Consider the following 18,935-nt stretch of genomic DNA (forward strand, 5'->3'; position numbering starts at 1 on the left):
GAAAAAGTAGGCCGGACGCAAGGATGGCAAAAAGGGGATGATCTGAGAAACGAAACCGGAGCCTTTGGGGAAGGTTGACACGGAGGGAAATTGCCGTTTTTAGTGGCTCGCTATGCTGGAATCTTTCCCCGAAGTATCCTCGCTTTTCGAGAGTTTTGCACGTCTCCGGATCCTCGTGGTGGGGGACCTCATGCTGGATGAATACCTGTGGGGCCGTGTTGAGCGCCTTTCCCCCGAGGCTCCTGTGCCGGTGGTTGAGGTGGAGCGGACAAGCTACTACCCAGGAGGAGCAGCCAACGTGGCTCGCAATGTACTCGAGTTTACGCCCTTTGTAGTGGTAGCGGGTGTGGTGGGGGAGGACGCAGCCGGGCAACTGGTGCGGAAACTTTTGGCCGACGCAGGGGCCGATGTGAGTGGGGTTTTTGCCCTGTCCGATCGGCCGACGACCCAGAAAACCCGGGTCATCGGAAGAAAACAACAGGTGGTACGGGTGGACCGCGAATCCCGCGAGCCTCTGCCTGCAACAATCGCAGGCAAAATGCGTGAGTTCCTTGCCTTGCGGTTGGGAGAGGTCGATGCCGTCATTTTGGAAGACTATGGGAAAGGAATGTTTACACAGGATATGGCTGACGCAATTCTCCTTGCCTGCCAGCGCCAGAAGAAACTATCAGTCGTTGATCCTTGCTTATCCCATGCTGTCCAGTGGGTGGGAGCGCGGGTCGTTAAACCGAACCGGAAAGAGGTTCTCTTGCATGCCAAGGAACCCCAGCGGGAGGGGGAAAGAGCTTCCCTTGAGCGGGCGGCTCGTCTTCTTCGCAAGAGCTGGAACGTCTGGTGTGTGGTGGTTACCCTGGGAGAGGAAGGAATGCTGGTCGTTGAGCCCGACGGGGAACACTGGATTTGTGGGATCCGGCGAGAGGTCTTCGATGTGACCGGAGCCGGGGATACGGCTGTGGCCCTATTAACGCTCGGGCTTGCCGCAGGTCTTTCCCCGAGGCAAGCGGCGGTCATTGCCAACTGCGGTGCTTCGGTGGTCGTGGGCAAGCTAGGGACAGCGACGGTTGGACGGGAGGAACTCGCTAAGGCTTTGCTCGAATCGGCTCCTGGGCAAAGGTGAGCTATTGGATTATCATTCCTGCTCGCTACCATAGCCGGCGTTTCCCTGGGAAACCTTTGGCTTTAGTGGCAGGGAAACCCCTGGTCCAATGGGTTTGGGAGCGAGCTTGCCAGAGCCAGAAGGCAAAAGGGGTGATCGTGGCGACCGATCACCCCGAAATCGTCCGGGTCGTTGAGGGGTTCGGTGGGCAAGCGGTTCTCACTGATCCTGCACATCGCTCGGGGACGGAACGGGTTGCTGAGGTAGCCCAGAAGCTGTCAACGCGGCTGGTCGTGAATCTCCAGGGGGATGAACCTTTAATTTCCGGGTTCTTTCTCGACCGGCTGGTGGAGGAGATGGGGGAGGCTCCCCTCGGCACGTTGGCCGTCCGGCAAAACAGCTGCGAAGAATGGGCCAGTGCGCATGTGGTCAAGGTGGTTTGTGATTGCCAGGGCTACGCTCTTTACTTTAGTCGATCCGGCGTGCCATATTGTTTCCGGGATCCAAGCCGGCGATCGTTTCTCCGGCATCTTGGGGTTTATGCATACCAATTGTGGGCGCTAGCGAAGCTCGTCCGCTTACCTCCCGGCCGGTTGGAGCAAGACGAAGATCTGGAACAGCTTCGAGCTCTGGAGAACGGATTGCGGATTAAAGTGGTGGAAGTGGACGGTTGCTTTCAGGGAGTGGACACTCCGGAGGATGTCCCAAAGGTTGAACGGCTCCTGCAGCAAAAATGAAACATATTTTTGTTACAGGTGGCGTAGTCAGTTCCATCGGTAAGGGACTGACGGCTGCGGCCCTGGGGACCCTTCTGGAACGGAGAGGGCTCCGCGTGACACTCCAGAAGTTTGATCCGTATTTGAACGTGGATCCGGGAACGATGAATCCCTACCAGCACGGGGAGGTCTACGTTCTGGATGATGGGGCAGAGACGGATCTTGATTTGGGGCATTACGAGCGGTTCACCTCAGCGCGATTGACCCGGAGCAACAACGTCACGACAGGGCAGATTTACGAGGCGGTGCTGGCCAAGGAACGGCGGGGTGATTATTTGGGCAAAACCGTTCAGGTCATCCCACACGTTACTGACGAAATCAAAGAGCGAATTCGGGCCGTTGCCCGGGAAGACGAATGTGATCTGGTGATTACGGAAATTGGCGGGACAACCGGAGATATCGAAGGGCTTCCCTTTCTAGAGGCAGTTCGACAATTTGCTATGGAAGTAGGCCCGCGAAACGCCCTTTTTTTGCATGTGACCCTTGTGCCTTACATTAAGGCAGCCGGAGAGCTTAAGACCAAGCCGACCCAGCAGAGTGTTGCCAAGCTCCGGGAAATCGGAATTCAGCCTCACATCATTGTGTGTCGCACCGAGGTTCCGATCGACCTTGAGGTACGAAGGAAGATTGCTCTTTACTGTAATGTTCCCTTGGAAGCGGTCATTGAAGAACAGGATGTCGAGCTGAGCATTTATGAGCTCCCTCTGGCGCTCCAACAAGAGGGATTGGACGAGCTAGTATGCCGGCATCTGGGTTTACAGCTGGGCGCGGCGAACATGTCGGACTGGAAGGAGTTTTTGCGCCGTTTGGCCCAGCCGAAGCACACGGTCGAAGTGGCCATTGTAGGGAAGTACATCGAGCATCAAGACGCTTACAAAAGCCTCTGCGAGGCCTTAACCCATGCAGGGGCCGAGCTGGAAGCGCGGGTGGCCGTACGCAGGGTGGATGCGGGCCAGATTGAGGCGCAGGGTCCAGCCCGTTATTTGGATGGGATTAACGGGATTCTCGTACCGGGGGGCTTCGGAAGTCGGGGAGTCGAAGGCAAGATTGCTGCGGCGCGCTATGCGCGGGAAGAGAGAATTCCCTACCTGGGACTATGTCTTGGAATGCAAATTGCGGTCATTGAGTTTGCCCGGAACGTTTTGGGGTTAACCCGTGCGCACAGCACGGAATTCGTACCAGAGACGCCAGATCCGGTGATTTGTCTATTGGATGAACAGAGACGGGTGGTGGTCAAGGGGGGCACGATGCGTTTGGGTAGCTCTCTGTGCATCCTTCGGCCGGGGACGAGAGCTTGGGCCGCCTACGGGCGATCGGAGGTTGCAGAGCGGCACCGGCACCGGTACGAGGTTAATCATGCGTATCGGGACCGGATGGAAAAGGCCGGTTTCCTTGTTTCCGGAGTGGCTGCTGATGATCGGCTGGTGGAGATCATGGAGCTAGTGGACCATCCGTGGTTTGTGGGTTGCCAATTTCATCCGGAGTTTCAATCCAAGCCGAATCGGCCGCATCCACTTTTTGTGGCGTTCCTGCGAGCGGCGCTTGCTCATGCCCAGGCAGCGCGTTATCCGCTTTTGGAGATCCGGAACTAGAGACCAAAACCAGGGGGCATGGCCGCTAGAAACGACGGGGAAAACGAAAGGAAAAGGAAAACGGGTTGGGGAGAGTTGGGAGGGCTAACCCTAGACCATGAAGGACAGAACCCAAAAAAACCCTCTGGTTCTTATCGCTGGGCCCTGCTTGCTCGAAAGTCTCTCTCTTGGCCTGGAGGTGGCGGAGTTCCTTAAGGAAGAGGCCGTGTGTCGGGGATTTCAATTCGTTTTTAAAGCCTCCTTTGATAAGGCCAATCGGAGTTGCATTAGCTCCCCCCGGGGACCAGGACTGGCGAAGGGTCTGGAAATGCTTGCAGAGATTCGGAATCGAGTGGGAGTAGCGGTAACCACCGACGTGCACGAGTGCTGGCAGGTACGGGAGGTGGCTTCGGTAGCCGATCTTATCCAAATTCCTGCCTTTCTTTCCAGGCAGACGGAACTTTTGCTCACCGCTGCGCGGTCCGGCCGGCCGGTTAACGTAAAAAAGGGGCAATTTTTAGCCCCAGAGGATGCCGATCGGATCGCCGAGAAACTCCGGGCCGGAGGGTGTGGAAATTATTTTATTACCGAAAGAGGGACAAGTTTTGGATACCGGGATTTGGTTGTTGACATGCGCTCGCTTGCCCTTATGAGGCGAGCGGGTCACAGGGTTATTTTTGATGCAACTCATTCCGTCCAGCGCCCGGGAAGTCTTGGGAATTCTTCGGGAGGCGATCGGAGCCTGGTTCCCGTGTTGGCCCGGGCTGCGGTTGCGGCTGGGGTGGATGGACTTTTTATGGAAACCCATCCGGACCCGGATCGAGCCTGGTCCGATGGTCCTTGCATGCTTCCCTTAAAAGAGATACCTAGCTTATTGGACACCCTGGGGGCCATTTATGAAGCCATTGTCCTTGGCTAGGGTCTTTGTGGTTCTTTGTGGGGTTGGGCTAGCCGCAGGGCTTTTGGCCCAGGAACCCGGTGCGGATGTCCCTCTTGGGTCAACCATTAAAAATTTTTACCTGCCTCACCGGGACGAAGCGGGTCGGCTTGTTTTGAGTCTTCAGGGAAAAGAGGCCAAAGTTTTAAGTGTCAACCGGACGGAAATCCGAGATCTCACGATTGAGCTTTACCAAGGGAGGGAGCCAACGGTCACCATTCGTTCCCCCCGTTGTGAGTTATGGAATCTCGAAAGCCGGTTGGTGGGACACGATGGAGTGCGTGTCGAGCGGAAGGACCTTCAGCTTACGTCACGTTCCATCGAATGGGATTTGAAAAGTCGGAAAGGGATTCTCCATGGGAACGTCCGTGTGGTGCTCTATGGCCTGCCCTTGGGAGCTCCTCCCAAGGGTCTTCCAAGAAACCCTAACTCCAAAGTTCCTCTCGAGGGATCCGGTGGAGCAACGGGGAGCTAATGGCTGGAATGGAGGCGTAATGGAAGCGGCAAATCGTTGCGTGCGCTTGCTCGGTGTGCTGTTGGCGTGGATTTTTTTTCTACGCCTCTCGGGGATCTCGGCGTGGGGAGAAGGAGAGGAAGAGGAGGCTCCGGAGCTAAAAACCAATCCCAACGCGACGGTCATTACTTCGGAAGCCTTTCAGCTGGATATGGGCAAGCATGAGGGTCTATTTACTGGAAACGTGCTTCTTATGGGAAATAACCTGCGGATGAAGTCTTCCGACCTGACCGTGTACTTCGATGCCTCCGGAAAACAGGTAGAACGGTTGGTGGCCCGGGGGAATGTTGAAATTGAGCAGGGTAACCGGGTAGCGCGGGCGAGCCAGGCGGAGTATATCGTTTCGGAAGACAAGCTTGTGCTGACGGGTTCCCCCGAGCTTGTGCAGGATAAGAACCGGCTCACCGGTTCGACGATTACGATTTACCGCTCCAGCGATCGAATGGAGGTCGATGGGCGCAGCCGTGTCGTTCTGTCGGATGTGGGAGCTAAGAAGGAAGACCATTAGAGCATTGGGTGGCAAACGAGTTTTGATTCTTTCAGCCAGCGCGGGTACCGGTCATGTGCGAGCCGCCATGGCTCTTGACAAAGCTTTTCGTCAAGAGCCAGGGGTGGGCGAGGTGGTTACGGTAGACGCGCTCAAATTTACCAACAAACTATTCCGCGACTTTTATTCGAAACTTTACGTTCAGCTCGTGGTCAAAGCTCCGTCGGTGGTTAGCTGGGTTTATAAAATCACCGATGAGCCTTGGAAAACGGACCGGATGCGGCTCATGTTGGACCGCCTCAATACGCGCCCATTAGTCAATTTCATTTCAGAATTCGATCCCGACATTACGGTGTGCACTCACTTTTTGCCGGCGGAACTCATTTCCTATCTCATTGATAATGGCCAGCTTCATGCCAAGCTCTCCATCGTGGTGACCGATTTTGCTTGTCACGCAATGTGGCTTTGCCGGGTGTTCCATCATTACTTTGTGGCCTCGGAGGAAGCGAAAGTCCATTTGACGCGACTGGGACTCCCCGAAGATCGGATTACCGTTAGCGGCGTCCCGATTGATCCGGTGTTCCGGCCGGTAAACGAGCGAGAAAAGGTCTTGCAGGAATTGGGAATGGATCCAGAGCTGCCTCTCTTACTGGTCTCGGGAGGGGCACTGGGGGTCAGTCCTGTGGAAGCGATCTTGGAAGAGCTTTCCTTTCTCGGTACACCCGCTCAAGTGGTCGTCATATGCGGGAGGAACGAAGTTTTGGCCCAAAGAATTCGACTGAACTTGCAGCTTCACCCGCATCCTTTGCCCGTTCATGTGATCGGCTATACGGACCAGATGCATCGATGGATGGCAGCGGCTACCCTTCTGATTGGCAAGCCGGGAGGATTGACTGCGTCGGAAGCTATGGCCATGGGGTTACCGATGGTTATTGTTTCTCCGATTCCTGGGCAGGAGGAGCGCAATAGCGACTATCTTTTGGAGAGGGGAATTGCGATTAAGTGCAACGAGTTAACCACCTTGGCCTTTAAGGTGGAACAGTTGCTTCGGCATCCGGAACAGCTTGCGCAAATGCGGAAACAAGCTCTTGCGTGGAGTCGGCCCGACGCGGGGCAGGTGATCGTTCAGACCCTCCTTTCGGAGGAGGAAGAGCCGGTGTTGGTGCCACGGAGGCAGATTCGCGCGGCTGGCAAAAGCAAATAGGATTGCCTGTCTTTTAACGCTTCTGGAGGATGGGAACGGGACGACCGATGGATTTTTCTTTCCTACGGCCTTTGGAGAAAGAGGATGCTGGGCGTTGTCTACCCTTTCTATGGGGAGTAGCCACATCCCCGTACCAACACGAGGGAGGGTATAACGGCCCTGGAGAGCCTCAAAACAACTGGGCGTGGGCGGAAGCGGCGGCTCGAGTGGAGCGTTCGGGGGAGGCAGTAGGGTTTTGGAAACGGGCGGAAAGCTTTCTGGAAGAGGTGGCCCGGCTGGGCTTAAACGCCTTTCGGATGGGTATCGGATGGGAGCGCGTCCAGCCAGTCCGCTTCCTTCATTCGCAAAAGAGAGCTGCCAGAATGGTTCCCCCGTTTGACCAGGAGGCTCTGGACCGCTACGCGGCGATCCTAGCGTATTGTCGCAAGCTTGGTCTAGAGCCGGTCGTGACCTTGCACCATTTTACTCATCCTGCGTGGCTGGGCCCCGACGCCTGGCTATCCGATGGAACGGTCGTTGCCTTCGAGAAGTTTGTTCACAAGACGGTCAGTTATTTCCTTAAGGTTCTTCCGGCCGATTACGGGTGTCCCCCTCCCCGGTTCTATCTCACCATTAATGAACCGAATGTGTTGGCCCTCTGTGGTTACTTCTTCCCTCTATTCCCTGTCACTCAAACACATGGCCTGCGTGCGATGCTGGGAGCTTTGGCCCGGCTTTTGGAGGCTCACGTTCGGGCTTTTGATTGCATCCATGAGCTTTACCAAGGGTTGGGTCTGTACCCTTGGGTGAGCCTCAACTTGCATGCTTCCAATCTTTACTGGCTCGATATGGCTTGGTGGGATCTTTTGCACGCAGGGCCTTTGGGACTGAAACCCGACCAAGCGTTTGCGTACTTAAAGGATCGGGCACGTAGCTTGGAGAGGCGTTTGAAGAAGGAGCTCTCACTGCGGTTTCCTCTTTCCCAAAGGATACTCGGCGACTGGTTTCGTTGTTTGCATCATGGAATCGCGCACCTTTTGCCGTCGGAACGTTGTTGGAGAAGGCTTGTTAGGCTATTGGGTTCTCGTCCCAGCCCACCGCTGGATTTTGTCGCCTTCGATTACTACCTTCCCCTGGTAGAGGATTGGTTTCACAGACCCCGGCTCAAAGAGTTCGGTGGGCTTAAGGGCAAGAACTGGGCACAACGTCTTGCCTCCCTCTGTACAGTGCGATGGTGGGAATGGCCGTGCAGAGCTTCGGCACTCGAATGGTTTGTCACCCAGTTGGCAGAGTTTGGCCTCCCCCTTCTCGTCGCAGAGAACGGGATGGCGGAGCGGGCCACTGAAAGAGCTCGGCCGGATGGTGTATCTCGCTCCGAATACATCATCCAGCATGTACGGGAGCTGGTCCGGTTGCGCAGGGAAGGGCACCCACTCTTTGGCTATTTTTATTGGTCGCTCGTTGACAATTACGAGTGGGGAACCTATGAACCAGAGTTTGGGCTTTTTTCCCTATCGCCCGAGGGGAGGCTCCAGGAAAAGACCTCGGGGTCTGACGGTGACTCGGCCGCGGAGGTCTTTGCCCAGGAGGTAGCGAAGGCTCAGGAGCTTGTGGGTGTATGAAGCGGGATCCCTGGATTTTTACGGGCGGGCCTTTCAACACCAACGCTTACCTTGTCCCTTCCCCAAAGGGTTATCTCTGCTTCGATGCTCCCGATGGGCTGGCCGACTTTTTGCGGGAAGAGGGGATTCAATTGGAGGCATTGATCCTCACTCATGGTCATTTGGATCATGTGTGGGATGCGGAGACCGTCCGCGAACAACAGGCTTGTATGGTGTATGCCCATCCCGAGGACGAGCGATTGTTACGCAATCCATCCCAGGGAGAATTTTTTGGAATCCCTTGGCGTTTTCGCCCATTACAAGAGTACCAGCGCCTCCAGGTTCCTTTGCGGGGAAAGATCGAATGGGAACTGGCCGGGCGCCGGTTTGTGGTCTTCCACGTGCCGGGGCACTCTCCGGGGAGCCTTGCTTTTTACGAGAAAGCCAAGCGACGCATTTTTTCAGGTGATGTGCTTTTTGCCGGAAGTGTGGGCCGCTGGGATATTCCCGGTGGCTCCAGGGATGAGCTTTTGGAAACGCTGCGGCGCTGTTTTTGTACCCTTCCTGATGACACCACGATCTATCCCGGACATGGGCCGCCCACGACGGTTAGGCAAGAAAAGGAATCCAACGGTTTCTTGACCGATTTTTCTTAGCCGCAGTAGGGTTGGGAGAACGACCGGAAAGGTACACAAAGCTGTGTCTATGTCCATTCAAGAGCTGGTTCGCCAACGGCTTGGGGAAAATTACGCTCTCCACTATCGCTATCTCAACCGGACTCTTGTCCAGGTTCAGCGAATGATCGGGTTCGACAAGGTTTATGCGCGGGCCAAAGGAGCCTATTTATACGATCAAGAGGGGCTCGACTATCTAGACTTTCTGGCGGGCTTTGGCGTTTTTAACATCGGTCGCAATCATCCTGCCGTGGCCGGGGCCATTCGAGAGGTTCTCGAACTTGATCTTCCCAATATGGTTCAGATGGACTCGGCTCTTCTTAGCGGGCTACTGGCTGAGGCTCTGGTGGATCGGTTCGCCCGGCAAGGAGCGGCTCACCTGGATGCTGTTTTCCTCTGCAACAGTGGAACGGAAGCCGTAGAAGGGGCCTTAAAATTTGCACGTTGCGCTACCGGAAGGCCCAAAATCATCTGCTTGGCTCATTCTTTTCACGGCCTTACCTATGGGTCGTTATCGGTGACCGCCAACGAACATTTTCAAGAAGGGTTTGGCCCTTTGTTGCCGGGTTGTTCCGCGGTTCCTCTGGGAGACCTCGATGCCCTCGAGAGGGAGCTTAGGACCAAGGAAGTGGCGGCCTTTCTTTTGGAACCCGTGCAGGGAAAGGGCGTTTACTTTGCCGATCCGCAGTATTATCAGGAAGCACAGGCGCTTTGTCGCCGGTATGGGACGCTTCTGGTCTGCGATGAGGTCCAAACTGGGCTGGGCAGAACCGGTCGATGGTTTGGTTTTGAACACTGGGGCCTGGAACCAGACATTGTGACTCTGGCCAAGTCATTAAGCGGTGGATACGTTCCTTGTGCAGCCGTGGTGAGCCGGAGGGAGATTTACCAAAAGGTCTTCTGTCGTTTGGATCGGTGTGTTGTTCACTCCACAACGTTCGGGCGGAACAATTTGGCCTGCGCCTGCGGACTGGCCACTTTGAAGGTGATCGAGGAAGAGGGGCTAGTGGACAATGCGGCTCGGCAAGGGGAGTATCTTCGCCAAAAACTCCAAGAGGTGGCTCGGCGGCACGAGCTTGTGGGACAGGTTCGAGTGCTGGGGCTTATGGCAGCTATCGAATTTCAAGAACCTCGCGCCTTGGGAATGCGAACCGGATGGAAGCTGGTGCACGCTGTGGATCGGAGTCTTTTTGCTCAGCTGATCGTTACTGCCCTCTTGAATCGATACCGGATCCTTACGCAGGTGGCCGCCAATAACGTGGATATTGTGAAGATCTTGCCGCCTTTGGTCATTGGGAAGCTGGAGGTCGACCGTTTTGTCGAAGCTTTGGATCGGGTGTTGGAAGAGTTTCGCAAATTTCCCGGGCCTCTGTGGGAAATGGGGATCAATTTTTGGAAAGGTGTGCGGGCCGCTCAAGAGGCCTAGGATCGTTTCGCAACCCGTTGCAGGCAGGGCTTTCTTTTCCCTTTTCTTCGCCATCCATTTGTACCCAAAAAGATTCCTCTTTGGCCTTTGCCACCTGCCCAGGAAAGCATACCATGGGCAGGTGATGGGCGGTTTGCGCGCGTTTTACGCAAGGTTTTTCCGGCTCCAAACGAAAAGATACTGCTGCGCCCAGCCGGCATAGGGTCCGAAATGGCTCCGAAGGAAACTTTCCAGTTTTCCTTGCGGTTGCGTCCGCCGGGGAACCCGGTAGTAACGGGTTAGCACTCGCCCGATCCACCGGTCCACCGGAAAGACTTCCCAGCGCCGGTAGGCGAAAAGGAGAACGCAGTCGGCAATCTTAGGCCCCACCCCTTCAAGAGACATAAGGCGGCTACGAGCTTCATCGGTGGTTAGCTGGCATAGATTTTCTAAGGCGTGCTTGTTGTGGGCAAGACTCACCGCCGCCCGGTAAAGGTAACGCGCCCGATACCCAACCCCGCAAGTACGCAATGTTTTTTCCTCTGCCGAGGCAATCTTTTCCGGGCTTGGAAAGGGTGGAGGAAAGATGCAATAGGGTGTCGTGCCGAACCAGACCGCGAGACGTCGAAAGAGTTTTTCAATTTCCGGGATAGGCTTTGCCGAAGAGAGAAGAAAGGCCGCTAGAGTCTCCCAAGGATCCTGGTGGAGAAGCCGCAGGCCAGGACTTTGTTCGGCTGCTTTCCAAAGCAGCCGGTCTTTTTTGGGAAAGGTTTTGAGCACGTCGGCAATCCGTACGTCCCAGCAAAAGTAGCGAGCGACGGCTTCCATGGCGCCGGCCGGGGCAAGAAAGGTAACCTTCCCATTTCCTTCGATTACGATGCAAGGATTGCGCTCCACCCATCCGAACCATTGCGAAGAACCTAGTTGGGTCCATCCAAACGTCTGCCCGCAATGAAAGGTCACTTGCGGAGAGAACTCTTCTTTGGAAAGCTCTCCTACGGGGACCAGTTCGGGCAATCCGTATTGTGTCATAGGGTAAAGAAGAGATTTCCCGTCCTGGGACGAGTGTCCCCTATCGGTATGCGCACGAGCTTCCATGGAATTTAAAGATTACTACGCGATTTTAGGAGTTCCCGAGACCGCTTCGGCAGATGACATCCGCCAGGCCTTCCGCAAGCTGGCCCGACAGTACCATCCGGATGTCGCCAAAGACAAGGTTCGGGCGGAAGAAAAGTTTAAAGAGATTAACGAGGCCTACGAGGTTTTGGGTGATCCCGACAAGCGGCGGCGCTACGACGAGCTTCGGCGCGCATGGAAAGAAGGGGCAGTCGCTGCCGGAGTCGGGGGAGGGCCACGAGCTCAGTGGAGGTGGGAACCCGTTGAGGAGGAGGGCTTCCCTTTTGGGTTTGAAGGAACCGGGTTTAGCGATTTCTTTGAGCGATTTTTTGGGCCTGGAGCCGACATTTTTGGCGAGCTTTTTCGACGACGTGCAGGCACTTTCCGGGGGGATACAGGCGTCTCGACGGATTACGAGCGGGGGCGGGATCTGGAAGCAGATATTTTGGTGAGCTTGGAGGAAGTTCTTCGAGGGGGAACGCGAACCGTTCGGGTCCGGTTTCCGTCTAGCCAGGGAAGAACGATCGAGAGGGTGTACCAGGTCCGGATTCCTCCAGGGGTGCGGGAAGGACAAAGGATTCGCCTGCCGGGTCAAGGTGAGCCCGGCCGGGGAAACGCGCCTTCAGGAGACCTCTATTTGCGGGTTCGATTGGAGCGGCATCCGGTTTTCCAGGTAGGCGATTCCGATCTTTATTGTGAACTTCCGATTGCGCCCTGGGAGGCGGTGCTGGGAGGGAAAGCAGAGCTGCAATCGCTGGATGGTAAAATTGAGCTAAAAATCCCACCCGGCAGCCAGGCTGGTAGCCGGTTGCGACTCCCTGGCTTGGGACTGCCAAGGCCTGAAGGAGGTCGAGGAGATCTCTATGTGACGTTGCGTGTGGTTGTTCCCGAAAAGGTTACGGCAAAAGAGCGAGCCCTTTGGGAAGAGCTAGCCAGAGTGTCTTCGTTCCGGCCAAGAGCGTCCTAGGCCTTGGCTTGCCTGGGGCTTGTGTCCTATGGGCTATCCGGGAAAGCGAGTCGCTTGGCGGAAGCACTAACCGGATGGGGTTTGTGATTAGTTTTTCGGTGTGGGACCTTTGGGAACTCACCCAGGATCTTTGCTCCCAGGGGCTTTTGCGAAAGGCCTCTTTACCCATCCCTGCCTCTAGCCCCCCCAAAGGGTGGCCCTTTGGGGGGGCTGTAGACGCGTCCAGGGAAAAAGGAAGCTTTCGTTCTGGCTCCAAGGCGCGTGGGAGCTATTACGCGCGACTCTAGCTAGTTGCCCTTCCGGCACGCTTGCTACGTCCTGCAAGAAGAGTTCTCAGCCGGTATAGCGAGATACCTTTCGGGACGTCGTCGGTCCCGAGCGCCAAACGGCCGTTTTGTTTCGTCGCCTGGACGGGGGAAGCGTTTTGGGTGGGCTTGTTTCGGCTGGGCTAAGGAAAAGAACCGGGGAGAAAAAGGAGAGACGGCCAGGGTTTTTTGGTTGAAGGCATCCCTTTTTGGAGAGTCAAGAGCAACATTGGGTGGGAAGAGTAAGCCCTTCAGTTTTTTCCTCCTTTTTATGGGTTTTTTAGTAGCAAGAAAGAAGCGACTGGCAAAATTGTGCTGGCCAAGCTCATGAGCATTCTTCATAGACCCTCCGCAAAGAAACCCGCCATTTCGATTGGCAGAGGAATGGGCATGACCCAATGGGGGCCGAAGCGAGATTGCTTGAAAGGGGACCCGGGGGAACAAAGGCGGTTAGGCAGGGTTACTCTATCGATATAACGAGATTTTTTGTCTTACAAAGCTTTGCCTATGCACAAGAGCACGGGAAGGAAAGAAGGAGAGACAGCTGTCGTTTTTTCATCGGCCAGGACTGCAAGGAAAAGAACAGGTTTTGGGATGTGTGCGGTAGCCCATTCTGCGGAAGAGCGGTTTTGAGATTCGGTGGCTGTTGTGTTACAATAACTTCGAGGTTGGACGAGATTGGCGTGCCAACCAGGATCAATCCAAAAAAGAGGGAGGTGAGTACAATGCCAAACTTACTTACAAGATGGGATCCCTTTGGTTTGACGGAGTGGGACCCGTTCCGGGAACTTCAGGAACTGCGCAACCGCATGGCTTCCCTCATGGGTCGAACTCGAGGTCTTGTTACGAGTCCTTGGGAGGGAAAAGAAGAGGCCCTCACGTTAACGGAATGGGTTCCGCTGGTGGATATTAGCGAAGATGATAAGGAATACACGGTGAAGGTGGAGCTTCCAGAGGTAAGGAAGGAGGACGTCAAGGTAACGGTGGAGGATGACGTTCTTACTATCTCTGGAGAGCGGAAGATAGAGAAGGAAGAAAAGGGCAAGAGGTATCATCGGGTCGAGCGAAGCTACGGAGCTTTTGAGCGTAGTTTCACTCTACCTGACGATGCACTGGCGGATAAAATCCATGCGGACTTTAAGGATGGGGTCTTAAGGGTTCATATCCCGAAAGGGGAAAAGGCCCATAAGAAAGCGGTCGAAATCAAGGTGGAATAGGGACCGCAGGATTGCGGTCAAAAATCTTCGAACTGGGAGGGGCACCACGGGCTGGGAGTCCCCTCCCACTTTCTTGTTTCTTTCATGCTGGAAGTCGTCAAACGGCCGGTTCGTATTCATGATCATTGGGTCGTTCTTCCGGGGGAGCTTGCTGTTCCCAAAGGAGCCCGAGGATTGGTGGTGTTTGCTCATGGCAGTGGGAGTAGCCGCCATAGTCCCAGAAACCGGTTTGTCGCCGAGCGTTTACAACAGACCGGTGCCGCCACACTTCTTTTTGATCTTCTCACCGCTGAAGAGGAGCGAGAGGATCGGGAGACCGCGGAATTTCGTTTTAACATTCCTCTTCTAACGGAACGGTTGCTTCAGGCGATTGCCTGGTGCCGCCAACAAAAGGAACTTGCTGCCCTGCGGCTTGGAATATTTGGGGCTAGTACGGGAGCTGCGGCCGCTTTGGCAGCCGCTGCGGAGCTGGGAGAAGAGGTCGATGCGGTAGTCTCGCGCGGGGGACGACCGGATCTAGCAACGGGGGCTTTGGGTCGGGTGAAGGCGCCCACGCTTTTGATTGTTGGTGAATGGGATGAGCTTGTGCTTGAGCTCAATGAGCAGGCTTTGCAACAGCTTTCGTGTGAAAGAAAGCTGGTCGTGATTCCCGGAGCGAGCCATCTTTTTGAGGAACCGGGTGCACTAGAACAAGTTGCAGAATTGGCTGCCCAGTGGTTTTCCAGCCATTGGAAAACGGCCGTTTGTTCTGAGGAAAGACATGATTGTCCCGGATGAAGGGATTGATTCTGGCGGGGACCCTTTAGAGGGGTTCTGGGAACCCGCCCAGTGGGAGGAGTTTACGTTTCGCGACCGTTTTGAGGCGGGGAGAATCCTAGCCGAGCGCTTAGCGCAGTTCCGGGGACGGAAGGACGTGATTGTGCTCGCGTTGCCGAGGGGTGGTGTGCCAGTAGGCTTTGAAGTTGCGCGTGCCCTTGGGGTTCCTTTGGACGTTTTTCTCGTTCGGAAACTTGGTGTTCCAGGAGAAGAAGAACTGGCTATGGGAGCCATTGCGTCCGGAGGGATCCGGATCCTTAATCGGGAGGTGCTCGCGCTATTCGAGATCCCTTCTGAAGTGGTAGAAGCGGTGACCCAGAAGGAACTGAGGGAACTGGAACGAAGAGAAAAAATCTATCGAGCCAATCGTCCTTTTCCGGAGGTTCGGGGCAAGACGGTCATCCTGGTGGATGACGGGATTGCCACGGGAGCCACAATGCGAGCTGCAATCCGAGCTTTGCGAAAATTAGGTGCTTCACGGATCGTGGTGGCGGCGCCCACAGTGGCGGGCTCCACGGTGGAGGCCCTGCGGGAGGAAGCGGATGCAGTGGTGACGGTCATCGAGCCGGAACCCTTTTTTGGGGTGGGTCGTTGGTATGAGGATTTCCGGCAGTTGACTGACTCGGAAGTGCAAGAGCTGCTGGAGGCTAGCCGGCGGCAAGGAAGCTTTTCCGAAGAGGCTTAACCTCCGAACGAATCCCCGGGAAAGACACCTTTTGCGTAGGCCCGGGCCGTGAGTCGCACAACCTCTTTCGAGAGTGATTCCCGGCGTGATCCCCTCGTGGCACGCCAGGCGCAAAGGCAATTCCTATTTGCTTTAGCCGCCTTGGGAACATTGGTTGCAATCGGATTTGTTGGATACTGGTGGATCGAGGGCGAATCTCCGCTCGATGCCCTCTACATGGCGGTCACCACCTTGAGCCCAGTGGGGATTGCCGTTCAGAAGCCCCTTTCGGTACCGGGTAAGCTTTTGACCATGGCACTCATTGTTGCCGGTGGGGTGGTCGTCGCGTACGCGGTTGCCACAGCGGTGGAACTTTTTTCCTCGCCATGGTGGCACTCATCCTGGCAGGAGCGATTGCATATGCGAGCCATCGACGCGTTGTCTGGTCATGTGATCGTGTGTGGGTACGGACGATTGGGTCGCCATGTGGTAGCAGAGCTGATCGAGGAGAAGCTTCCGTTTGTCGTCATCGATCGCGATCCAGAAAAGGTTACCGACATTCGCGCTCGCGATGGGATCGCCCTGGAAGGGGACGCCTCGCAGGAGGATCTTCTGCAAAAGGCGGGAATCGCTCGGGCGCGGGGTCTTGTGGCTTGCACAGATTCCGATGCGGAAAACGTCCTCATAGTACTAACAGCACGAAACCTGCGTCCGGATTTAGTCATTGTGGCTCGGGCCAATTCAGAGGCTTCCGAACCAAAACTAAAAAAAGCGGGTGCCAACCGGGTGCTTTTCCCCTTCCGGACGGCGGGCCGGCGCATGGTCACCCTGATTGTCCGGCCGGAAGTGGCCGACTTTTTTGAAGATGTCACTCGGGCGGGGGGACGGGAACTCGTAGTAGAGCAATTGACCGTCTTGGATCGATCCCCCTTAGTGGGTCAGACACTTCGCGAAGCCCAAGTTCGGAACCGGTTCAATGTCACGGTTCTGGCGTGCCGAAAGGCTGACGGCGACTACTTCCTGCACCCTCGCGCCGACACCGTTTTGGAAGCGAACATGCAGCTGGTGGTTTTAGGCACCTGGGAGGAACTCCAAGTGTTGGCAGAGCTTGCTAGAGGGAAGGCCTCGTGAAAAAATGGCTTTTCCAAGGGACCGGAACCGGTAACAACCAACCCGTATGGGGACGGAAGAAAATCCCACCTATCCCAAGCGCTGGCAGAGGTTTTTCACACGAGATGGACAACCCTTCCCTGGCTCGTTAGACGAGATTGAGAGCCTTGGCACGACTGTCTTTCCTTCGGCGCATTTGATTTGTTCCCTGGGGGAGGAGGATCGCTTCGAGCAAGAGCGCGCTTACCAAGCAGCCGTCGTCGCTTACCAGACGTGGGTTCAACTCGGGTCCCATCAGCCCCTGGAACAATTAGCCGATCAGGCGGAACGTGTCCTGCGAAACTCTAAGAAACGATCTTGGAAAACGGAGTTTTTGTGCGAATGGGAGGCCTCCCTCTTTGCTTCCCGTGCCGGAAAAGCTGTCCACCAGTGGTTACAACAAAACGCAGAGCGGTGGGAAGTGGGCAAACTTTTCTGGTCCCCTGCGGGCTATGTCGCCATTGCCGATGAAATCACCTTGCGCGATGGAAGGAGGGTTTTGGCAGATGTTCGCCCCTGTTCCGGGCAGGAGCACTGGAACGTTCCCTCACTACGAGCGGCCACGAAGTTGGCCGCTGCAGCCTTGGCCGATTATGACGCAAGAATCCACGACACGAAGGATCCGGCTCCGGTAGATGACCTTTTGACTCTGATGGTTTCTTTGGCTACAGGAGAGTGCGTTCCTATTTTTTGGAAAAACAGGGTCGATGCAAAACGTTGGCTCGGCGTCCTTGCCAGTCCGTTTGTTCGCCGCTTCGTAGCGTTTTCCCGAGCGTATGGGGATGGAGCTTGTTTTTTGTGGGACCCTAAAAAGACTCCGGCACTCGACCGGGTAGTTCGGCGATGGAGAAGCTACGCTGGTGATTTTCTTGAGTCTTCCGAGCGGTTCCGTTTTTACTCCCCTGACGGTGCAGCTCGGGTGTTTCTTTCCCCCAATGAAGCTCAGAAGCTGGGAATGCTCCCTTCCGTAACGACTGTGCTAGCGCCCTGGCGATTCGGTCACGCGGCCAAACTTCGGTCCTTTCTTGTACGGGAGGTGATCGAACAGACGCTCCGATACGTAAAAGAGCATCCGAAGGCGCTCGTCCAAGAGGCGATCGCATCTGGGGTGCGGCTTGCTCAGGACCAGAGCCAGGCACGGCAGGAGGAGGGAACGGTTGCCCATGCCCTGCTTGAGGGTTTTCACAAGGGAAAACCCTTGAACATTCCTGAGCATCTCCAAAAGGCTGTCCATGCGTATCGACAATGGTTTGCGGACCATCGTGCCAGAGTGATCGAAGCGGAAAAGGCTGTGGTTGCGCCGGAGGGATATGCCGGTACTTTGGACGCCGTTTTAGTCCTTGCCTCTGGGGGAAGAGAGAAAAAAGCGGTGGTGGACATGAAATTCGTGGATTTCCGGAATGGTGTTGCTCCCACCGAAGCGGATTTTGAACGAAAGCTTTACGAAGAGCGTGGACTTCAGCTAGCAGCCTATCGAGCTGCGTACGGGCAAGCGGAAAGCCTGGTCTCGGTACTGGTAGAGCGCAAGTCTGGCCGGGTCTATGCGAAGTTCTGGGACGAGCTACCAGGAGGCGTGGAACGACTGGAACGAATCTGGCGCCAAAGGTTAGCGGGATGGAAGGAGCTTTATTATGATTCCCAACTGGCATACGAGCGTTGGAAAAAGGGAGACAAAGAGACATCTATAGCCAGGCAGTGACTGGGAGAAGGCGGAACGAGCATATGAGACGGCTTCGTTGCTGTCACTAGGTGCTTGCGGTATGCTTTTTTTGAGAAAAGACTGTGAAAATCTCGCGTAAGACTGATTACGCGCTCAGAGCGCTTTTTACACTGGTGGAGTACTACGGTCGAGGTCCGATCCCTATCCGGGAACTAGCGCGCCGGAATGATGTGCCTAAGCGGTTTTTAGAGCATATCATGCTGGATCTTAAGGAAAAAGGATGGGTAGAAAGTCTCCCTGGAAAGCGTGGAGGCTATTTTTTGGCAAAGCCCCCCAATAAGATCACCATGGGGGAGATTGTGCGGCATTTTGATGGGATTCTTGCTCCGATTGATTGTGTTTCGGTAACCGGATATCGGCGATGTAGCCAGGAAGGGGTGTGCCGGTTTCGGCGAGTATTCTTGGATATCCGAAACTATGTGGCTCGCATGATGGACCGAGCCACGCTTGCCGAGGTTTTCCAGGGGAGCCCTGTAGCGGATTCTGAGGTTACATGGGAAAACTATTCCGACGGTGCCGGGATTTAGGTTGGCAGCAAGTTGTTCGCCATTTGGGTTGAACTCTCCAGGGCCTTGCAAACCAGTTCTTTGTGGCCTTCCCGTCCAGAAGAACTCGTATTGGTGCAAGAGGAGCTTGCACGATTGAGTCCGGAACCTGTGCACTGGAACGAGGGTCCGTTTACGGTCGCGGGTCTTTTTGCCTGTTTCTCCCGCGGTCGAGTGGGGAAAGGGAGGGAG

19 protein-coding genes are annotated in these 18,935 nt (G+C 55.5%); 18 read left to right on the forward strand and 1 reads right to left on the reverse strand.

Annotation, left to right across the window (positions count from 1 at the left end; translation table 11 throughout):
• Window positions 1-112 precede the first annotated feature (112 nt).
• The 10 genes from KK925_RS03245 (at window position 113) to KK925_RS03290 (ending at window position 10,265) form a co-directional block, all read left to right on the forward strand.
• On the forward strand, window positions 113-1,117 hold the full coding sequence (locus KK925_RS03245) for a bifunctional heptose 7-phosphate kinase/heptose 1-phosphate adenyltransferase (protein WP_174582963.1): 1,005 nt from the start codon (window positions 113-115) through the stop codon (window positions 1,115-1,117).
• Window positions 1,114-1,833, forward strand: coding sequence for a 3-deoxy-manno-octulosonate cytidylyltransferase (gene kdsB / locus KK925_RS03250; RefSeq protein ID WP_174582964.1), 720 nt, complete (start codon window positions 1,114-1,116; stop codon window positions 1,831-1,833). Before KK925_RS03245 ends, kdsB begins: the two co-directional genes overlap by 4 nt.
• The gene (locus KK925_RS03255; RefSeq protein WP_174582965.1) at window positions 1,830-3,464 is read left to right on the forward strand and encodes a CTP synthase; all 1,635 of its coding nucleotides are present in this window, start codon (window positions 1,830-1,832) and stop codon (window positions 3,462-3,464) included. Before kdsB ends, KK925_RS03255 begins: the two co-directional genes overlap by 4 nt.
• 97 nt (window positions 3,465-3,561) lie before the next feature.
• A complete protein-coding gene (kdsA, locus tag KK925_RS03260; protein ID WP_174582966.1) occupies window positions 3,562-4,362 on the forward strand; it encodes a 3-deoxy-8-phosphooctulonate synthase in 801 nt (266 codons plus the stop codon).
• Window positions 4,355-4,855: an LptA/OstA family protein gene (locus KK925_RS03265; protein WP_214096248.1), complete on the forward strand. Its 501-nt coding sequence runs from the start codon at window positions 4,355-4,357 to the stop codon at window positions 4,853-4,855. Before kdsA ends, KK925_RS03265 begins: the two co-directional genes overlap by 8 nt.
• Window positions 4,856-4,874: 19 nt before the next feature.
• Window positions 4,875-5,402 carry an LptA/OstA family protein gene (locus KK925_RS03270; protein WP_174582968.1) on the forward strand — a complete coding sequence of 176 codons (528 nt, stop codon included), beginning with the start codon at window positions 4,875-4,877 and terminating at the stop codon, window positions 5,400-5,402.
• A 4-nt stretch (window positions 5,403-5,406) separates the two neighbouring features.
• A complete protein-coding gene (locus tag KK925_RS03275; protein WP_236027829.1) occupies window positions 5,407-6,585 on the forward strand; it encodes an MGDG synthase family glycosyltransferase in 1,179 nt (392 codons plus the stop codon).
• Between the two features lie 47 nt (window positions 6,586-6,632).
• Window positions 6,633-8,186, forward strand: a complete 1,554-nt coding sequence (locus KK925_RS03280) for a family 1 glycosylhydrolase (protein ID WP_214096249.1) — start codon at window positions 6,633-6,635, stop codon at window positions 8,184-8,186.
• Window positions 8,183-8,821, forward strand: a complete 639-nt coding sequence (locus KK925_RS03285) for an MBL fold metallo-hydrolase (RefSeq protein ID WP_174582970.1) — start codon at window positions 8,183-8,185, stop codon at window positions 8,819-8,821. Before KK925_RS03280 ends, KK925_RS03285 begins: the two co-directional genes overlap by 4 nt.
• 49 nt (window positions 8,822-8,870) lie before the next feature.
• Window positions 8,871-10,265 (forward strand): aspartate aminotransferase family protein, encoded by a 1,395-nt coding sequence (locus KK925_RS03290; protein ID WP_174582971.1) that lies wholly within the window; start codon window positions 8,871-8,873, stop codon window positions 10,263-10,265.
• A gap of 144 nt (window positions 10,266-10,409) precedes the next feature.
• Here KK925_RS03290 and KK925_RS03295 read toward each other — a convergent pair whose 3' ends face one another.
• Window positions 10,410-11,276 (reverse strand): DNA-3-methyladenine glycosylase family protein, encoded by an 867-nt coding sequence (locus KK925_RS03295; RefSeq protein WP_174582972.1) that lies wholly within the window; start codon window positions 11,274-11,276, stop codon window positions 10,410-10,412.
• 64 nt (window positions 11,277-11,340) lie between these two features.
• Here KK925_RS03295 and KK925_RS03300 point away from each other — a divergent pair, with 64 nt between their 5' ends.
• The 8 genes from KK925_RS03300 (at window position 11,341) to KK925_RS03335 (ending at window position 18,725) form a co-directional block, all read left to right on the forward strand.
• On the forward strand, window positions 11,341-12,327 hold the full coding sequence (locus KK925_RS03300; protein WP_174582973.1) for a DnaJ C-terminal domain-containing protein: 987 nt from the start codon (window positions 11,341-11,343) through the stop codon (window positions 12,325-12,327).
• 74 nt (window positions 12,328-12,401) lie between these two features.
• On the forward strand, window positions 12,402-12,614 hold the full coding sequence (locus KK925_RS03305; protein ID WP_174582974.1) for a hypothetical protein: 213 nt from the start codon (window positions 12,402-12,404) through the stop codon (window positions 12,612-12,614).
• Between the two features lie 743 nt (window positions 12,615-13,357).
• Window positions 13,358-13,849 (forward strand): Hsp20/alpha crystallin family protein, encoded by a 492-nt coding sequence (locus KK925_RS03310; RefSeq protein WP_174582975.1) that lies wholly within the window; start codon window positions 13,358-13,360, stop codon window positions 13,847-13,849.
• Window positions 13,850-13,933: 84 nt separating this feature from the next.
• Window positions 13,934-14,626, forward strand: coding sequence for a dienelactone hydrolase family protein (locus KK925_RS03315; protein ID WP_174582976.1), 693 nt, complete (start codon window positions 13,934-13,936; stop codon window positions 14,624-14,626).
• Window positions 14,610-15,350, forward strand: a complete 741-nt coding sequence (locus tag KK925_RS03320) for a phosphoribosyltransferase (protein ID WP_174582977.1) — start codon at window positions 14,610-14,612, stop codon at window positions 15,348-15,350. The genes KK925_RS03315 and KK925_RS03320 overlap by 17 nt, the downstream gene beginning before the upstream one ends.
• Before the next feature lie 48 nt (window positions 15,351-15,398).
• The gene (locus KK925_RS03325) at window positions 15,399-16,460 is read left to right on the forward strand and encodes a potassium channel family protein (RefSeq protein WP_214096250.1); all 1,062 of its coding nucleotides are present in this window, start codon (window positions 15,399-15,401) and stop codon (window positions 16,458-16,460) included.
• A gap of 46 nt (window positions 16,461-16,506) precedes the next feature.
• Complete coding sequence (locus KK925_RS03330) at window positions 16,507-18,177, forward strand: hypothetical protein (protein ID WP_174582979.1); 1,671 nt, start codon at window positions 16,507-16,509, stop codon at window positions 18,175-18,177.
• Window positions 18,178-18,260: 83 nt separating this feature from the next.
• Entirely contained in the window at window positions 18,261-18,725 is a 465-nt protein-coding gene (locus KK925_RS03335; RefSeq protein WP_174582980.1) for an RrF2 family transcriptional regulator, read from the forward strand.
• Window positions 18,726-18,935: the final 210 nt, after the last annotated feature.

This window comes from Candidatus Methylacidithermus pantelleriae, from assembly GCF_905250085.1.
GTDB classification, from domain to species: domain Bacteria; phylum Verrucomicrobiota; class Verrucomicrobiia; order Methylacidiphilales; family Methylacidiphilaceae; genus Methylacidithermus; species Methylacidithermus pantelleriae.

What these genes read in the sequence shown, in the direction of transcription:
- KK925_RS03245 (WP_174582963.1), top strand. Translation starts at nt 113, where the DNA reads ATGCTGGAATCTTTCCCCGAAGTATCCTCGCTTTTCGAGAGTTTTGCA.
- KK925_RS03255 (WP_174582965.1), top strand. Translation starts at nt 1,830, where the DNA reads ATGAAACATATTTTTGTTACAGGTGGCGTAGTCAGTTCCATCGGTAAG.
- kdsA (WP_174582966.1), top strand. Translation starts at nt 3,562, where the DNA reads ATGAAGGACAGAACCCAAAAAAACCCTCTGGTTCTTATCGCTGGGCCC.
- KK925_RS03270 (WP_174582968.1), top strand. Translation starts at nt 4,875, where the DNA reads ATGGAAGCGGCAAATCGTTGCGTGCGCTTGCTCGGTGTGCTGTTGGCG.
- KK925_RS03280 (WP_214096249.1), top strand. Translation starts at nt 6,633, where the DNA reads ATGGATTTTTCTTTCCTACGGCCTTTGGAGAAAGAGGATGCTGGGCGT.
- KK925_RS03285 (WP_174582970.1), top strand. Translation starts at nt 8,183, where the DNA reads ATGAAGCGGGATCCCTGGATTTTTACGGGCGGGCCTTTCAACACCAAC.
- KK925_RS03290 (WP_174582971.1), top strand. Translation starts at nt 8,871, where the DNA reads ATGTCCATTCAAGAGCTGGTTCGCCAACGGCTTGGGGAAAATTACGCT.
- KK925_RS03295 (WP_174582972.1), bottom strand. Translation starts at nt 11,276, where the DNA reads ATGACACAATACGGATTGCCCGAACTGGTCCCCGTAGGAGAGCTTTCC.
- KK925_RS03300 (WP_174582973.1), top strand. Translation starts at nt 11,341, where the DNA reads ATGGAATTTAAAGATTACTACGCGATTTTAGGAGTTCCCGAGACCGCT.
- KK925_RS03305 (WP_174582974.1), top strand. Translation starts at nt 12,402, where the DNA reads ATGGGGTTTGTGATTAGTTTTTCGGTGTGGGACCTTTGGGAACTCACC.
- KK925_RS03310 (WP_174582975.1), top strand. Translation starts at nt 13,358, where the DNA reads ATGCCAAACTTACTTACAAGATGGGATCCCTTTGGTTTGACGGAGTGG.
- KK925_RS03315 (WP_174582976.1), top strand. Translation starts at nt 13,934, where the DNA reads ATGCTGGAAGTCGTCAAACGGCCGGTTCGTATTCATGATCATTGGGTC.
- KK925_RS03320 (WP_174582977.1), top strand. Translation starts at nt 14,610, where the DNA reads ATGATTGTCCCGGATGAAGGGATTGATTCTGGCGGGGACCCTTTAGAG.
- KK925_RS03330 (WP_174582979.1), top strand. Translation starts at nt 16,507, where the DNA reads ATGGGGACGGAAGAAAATCCCACCTATCCCAAGCGCTGGCAGAGGTTT.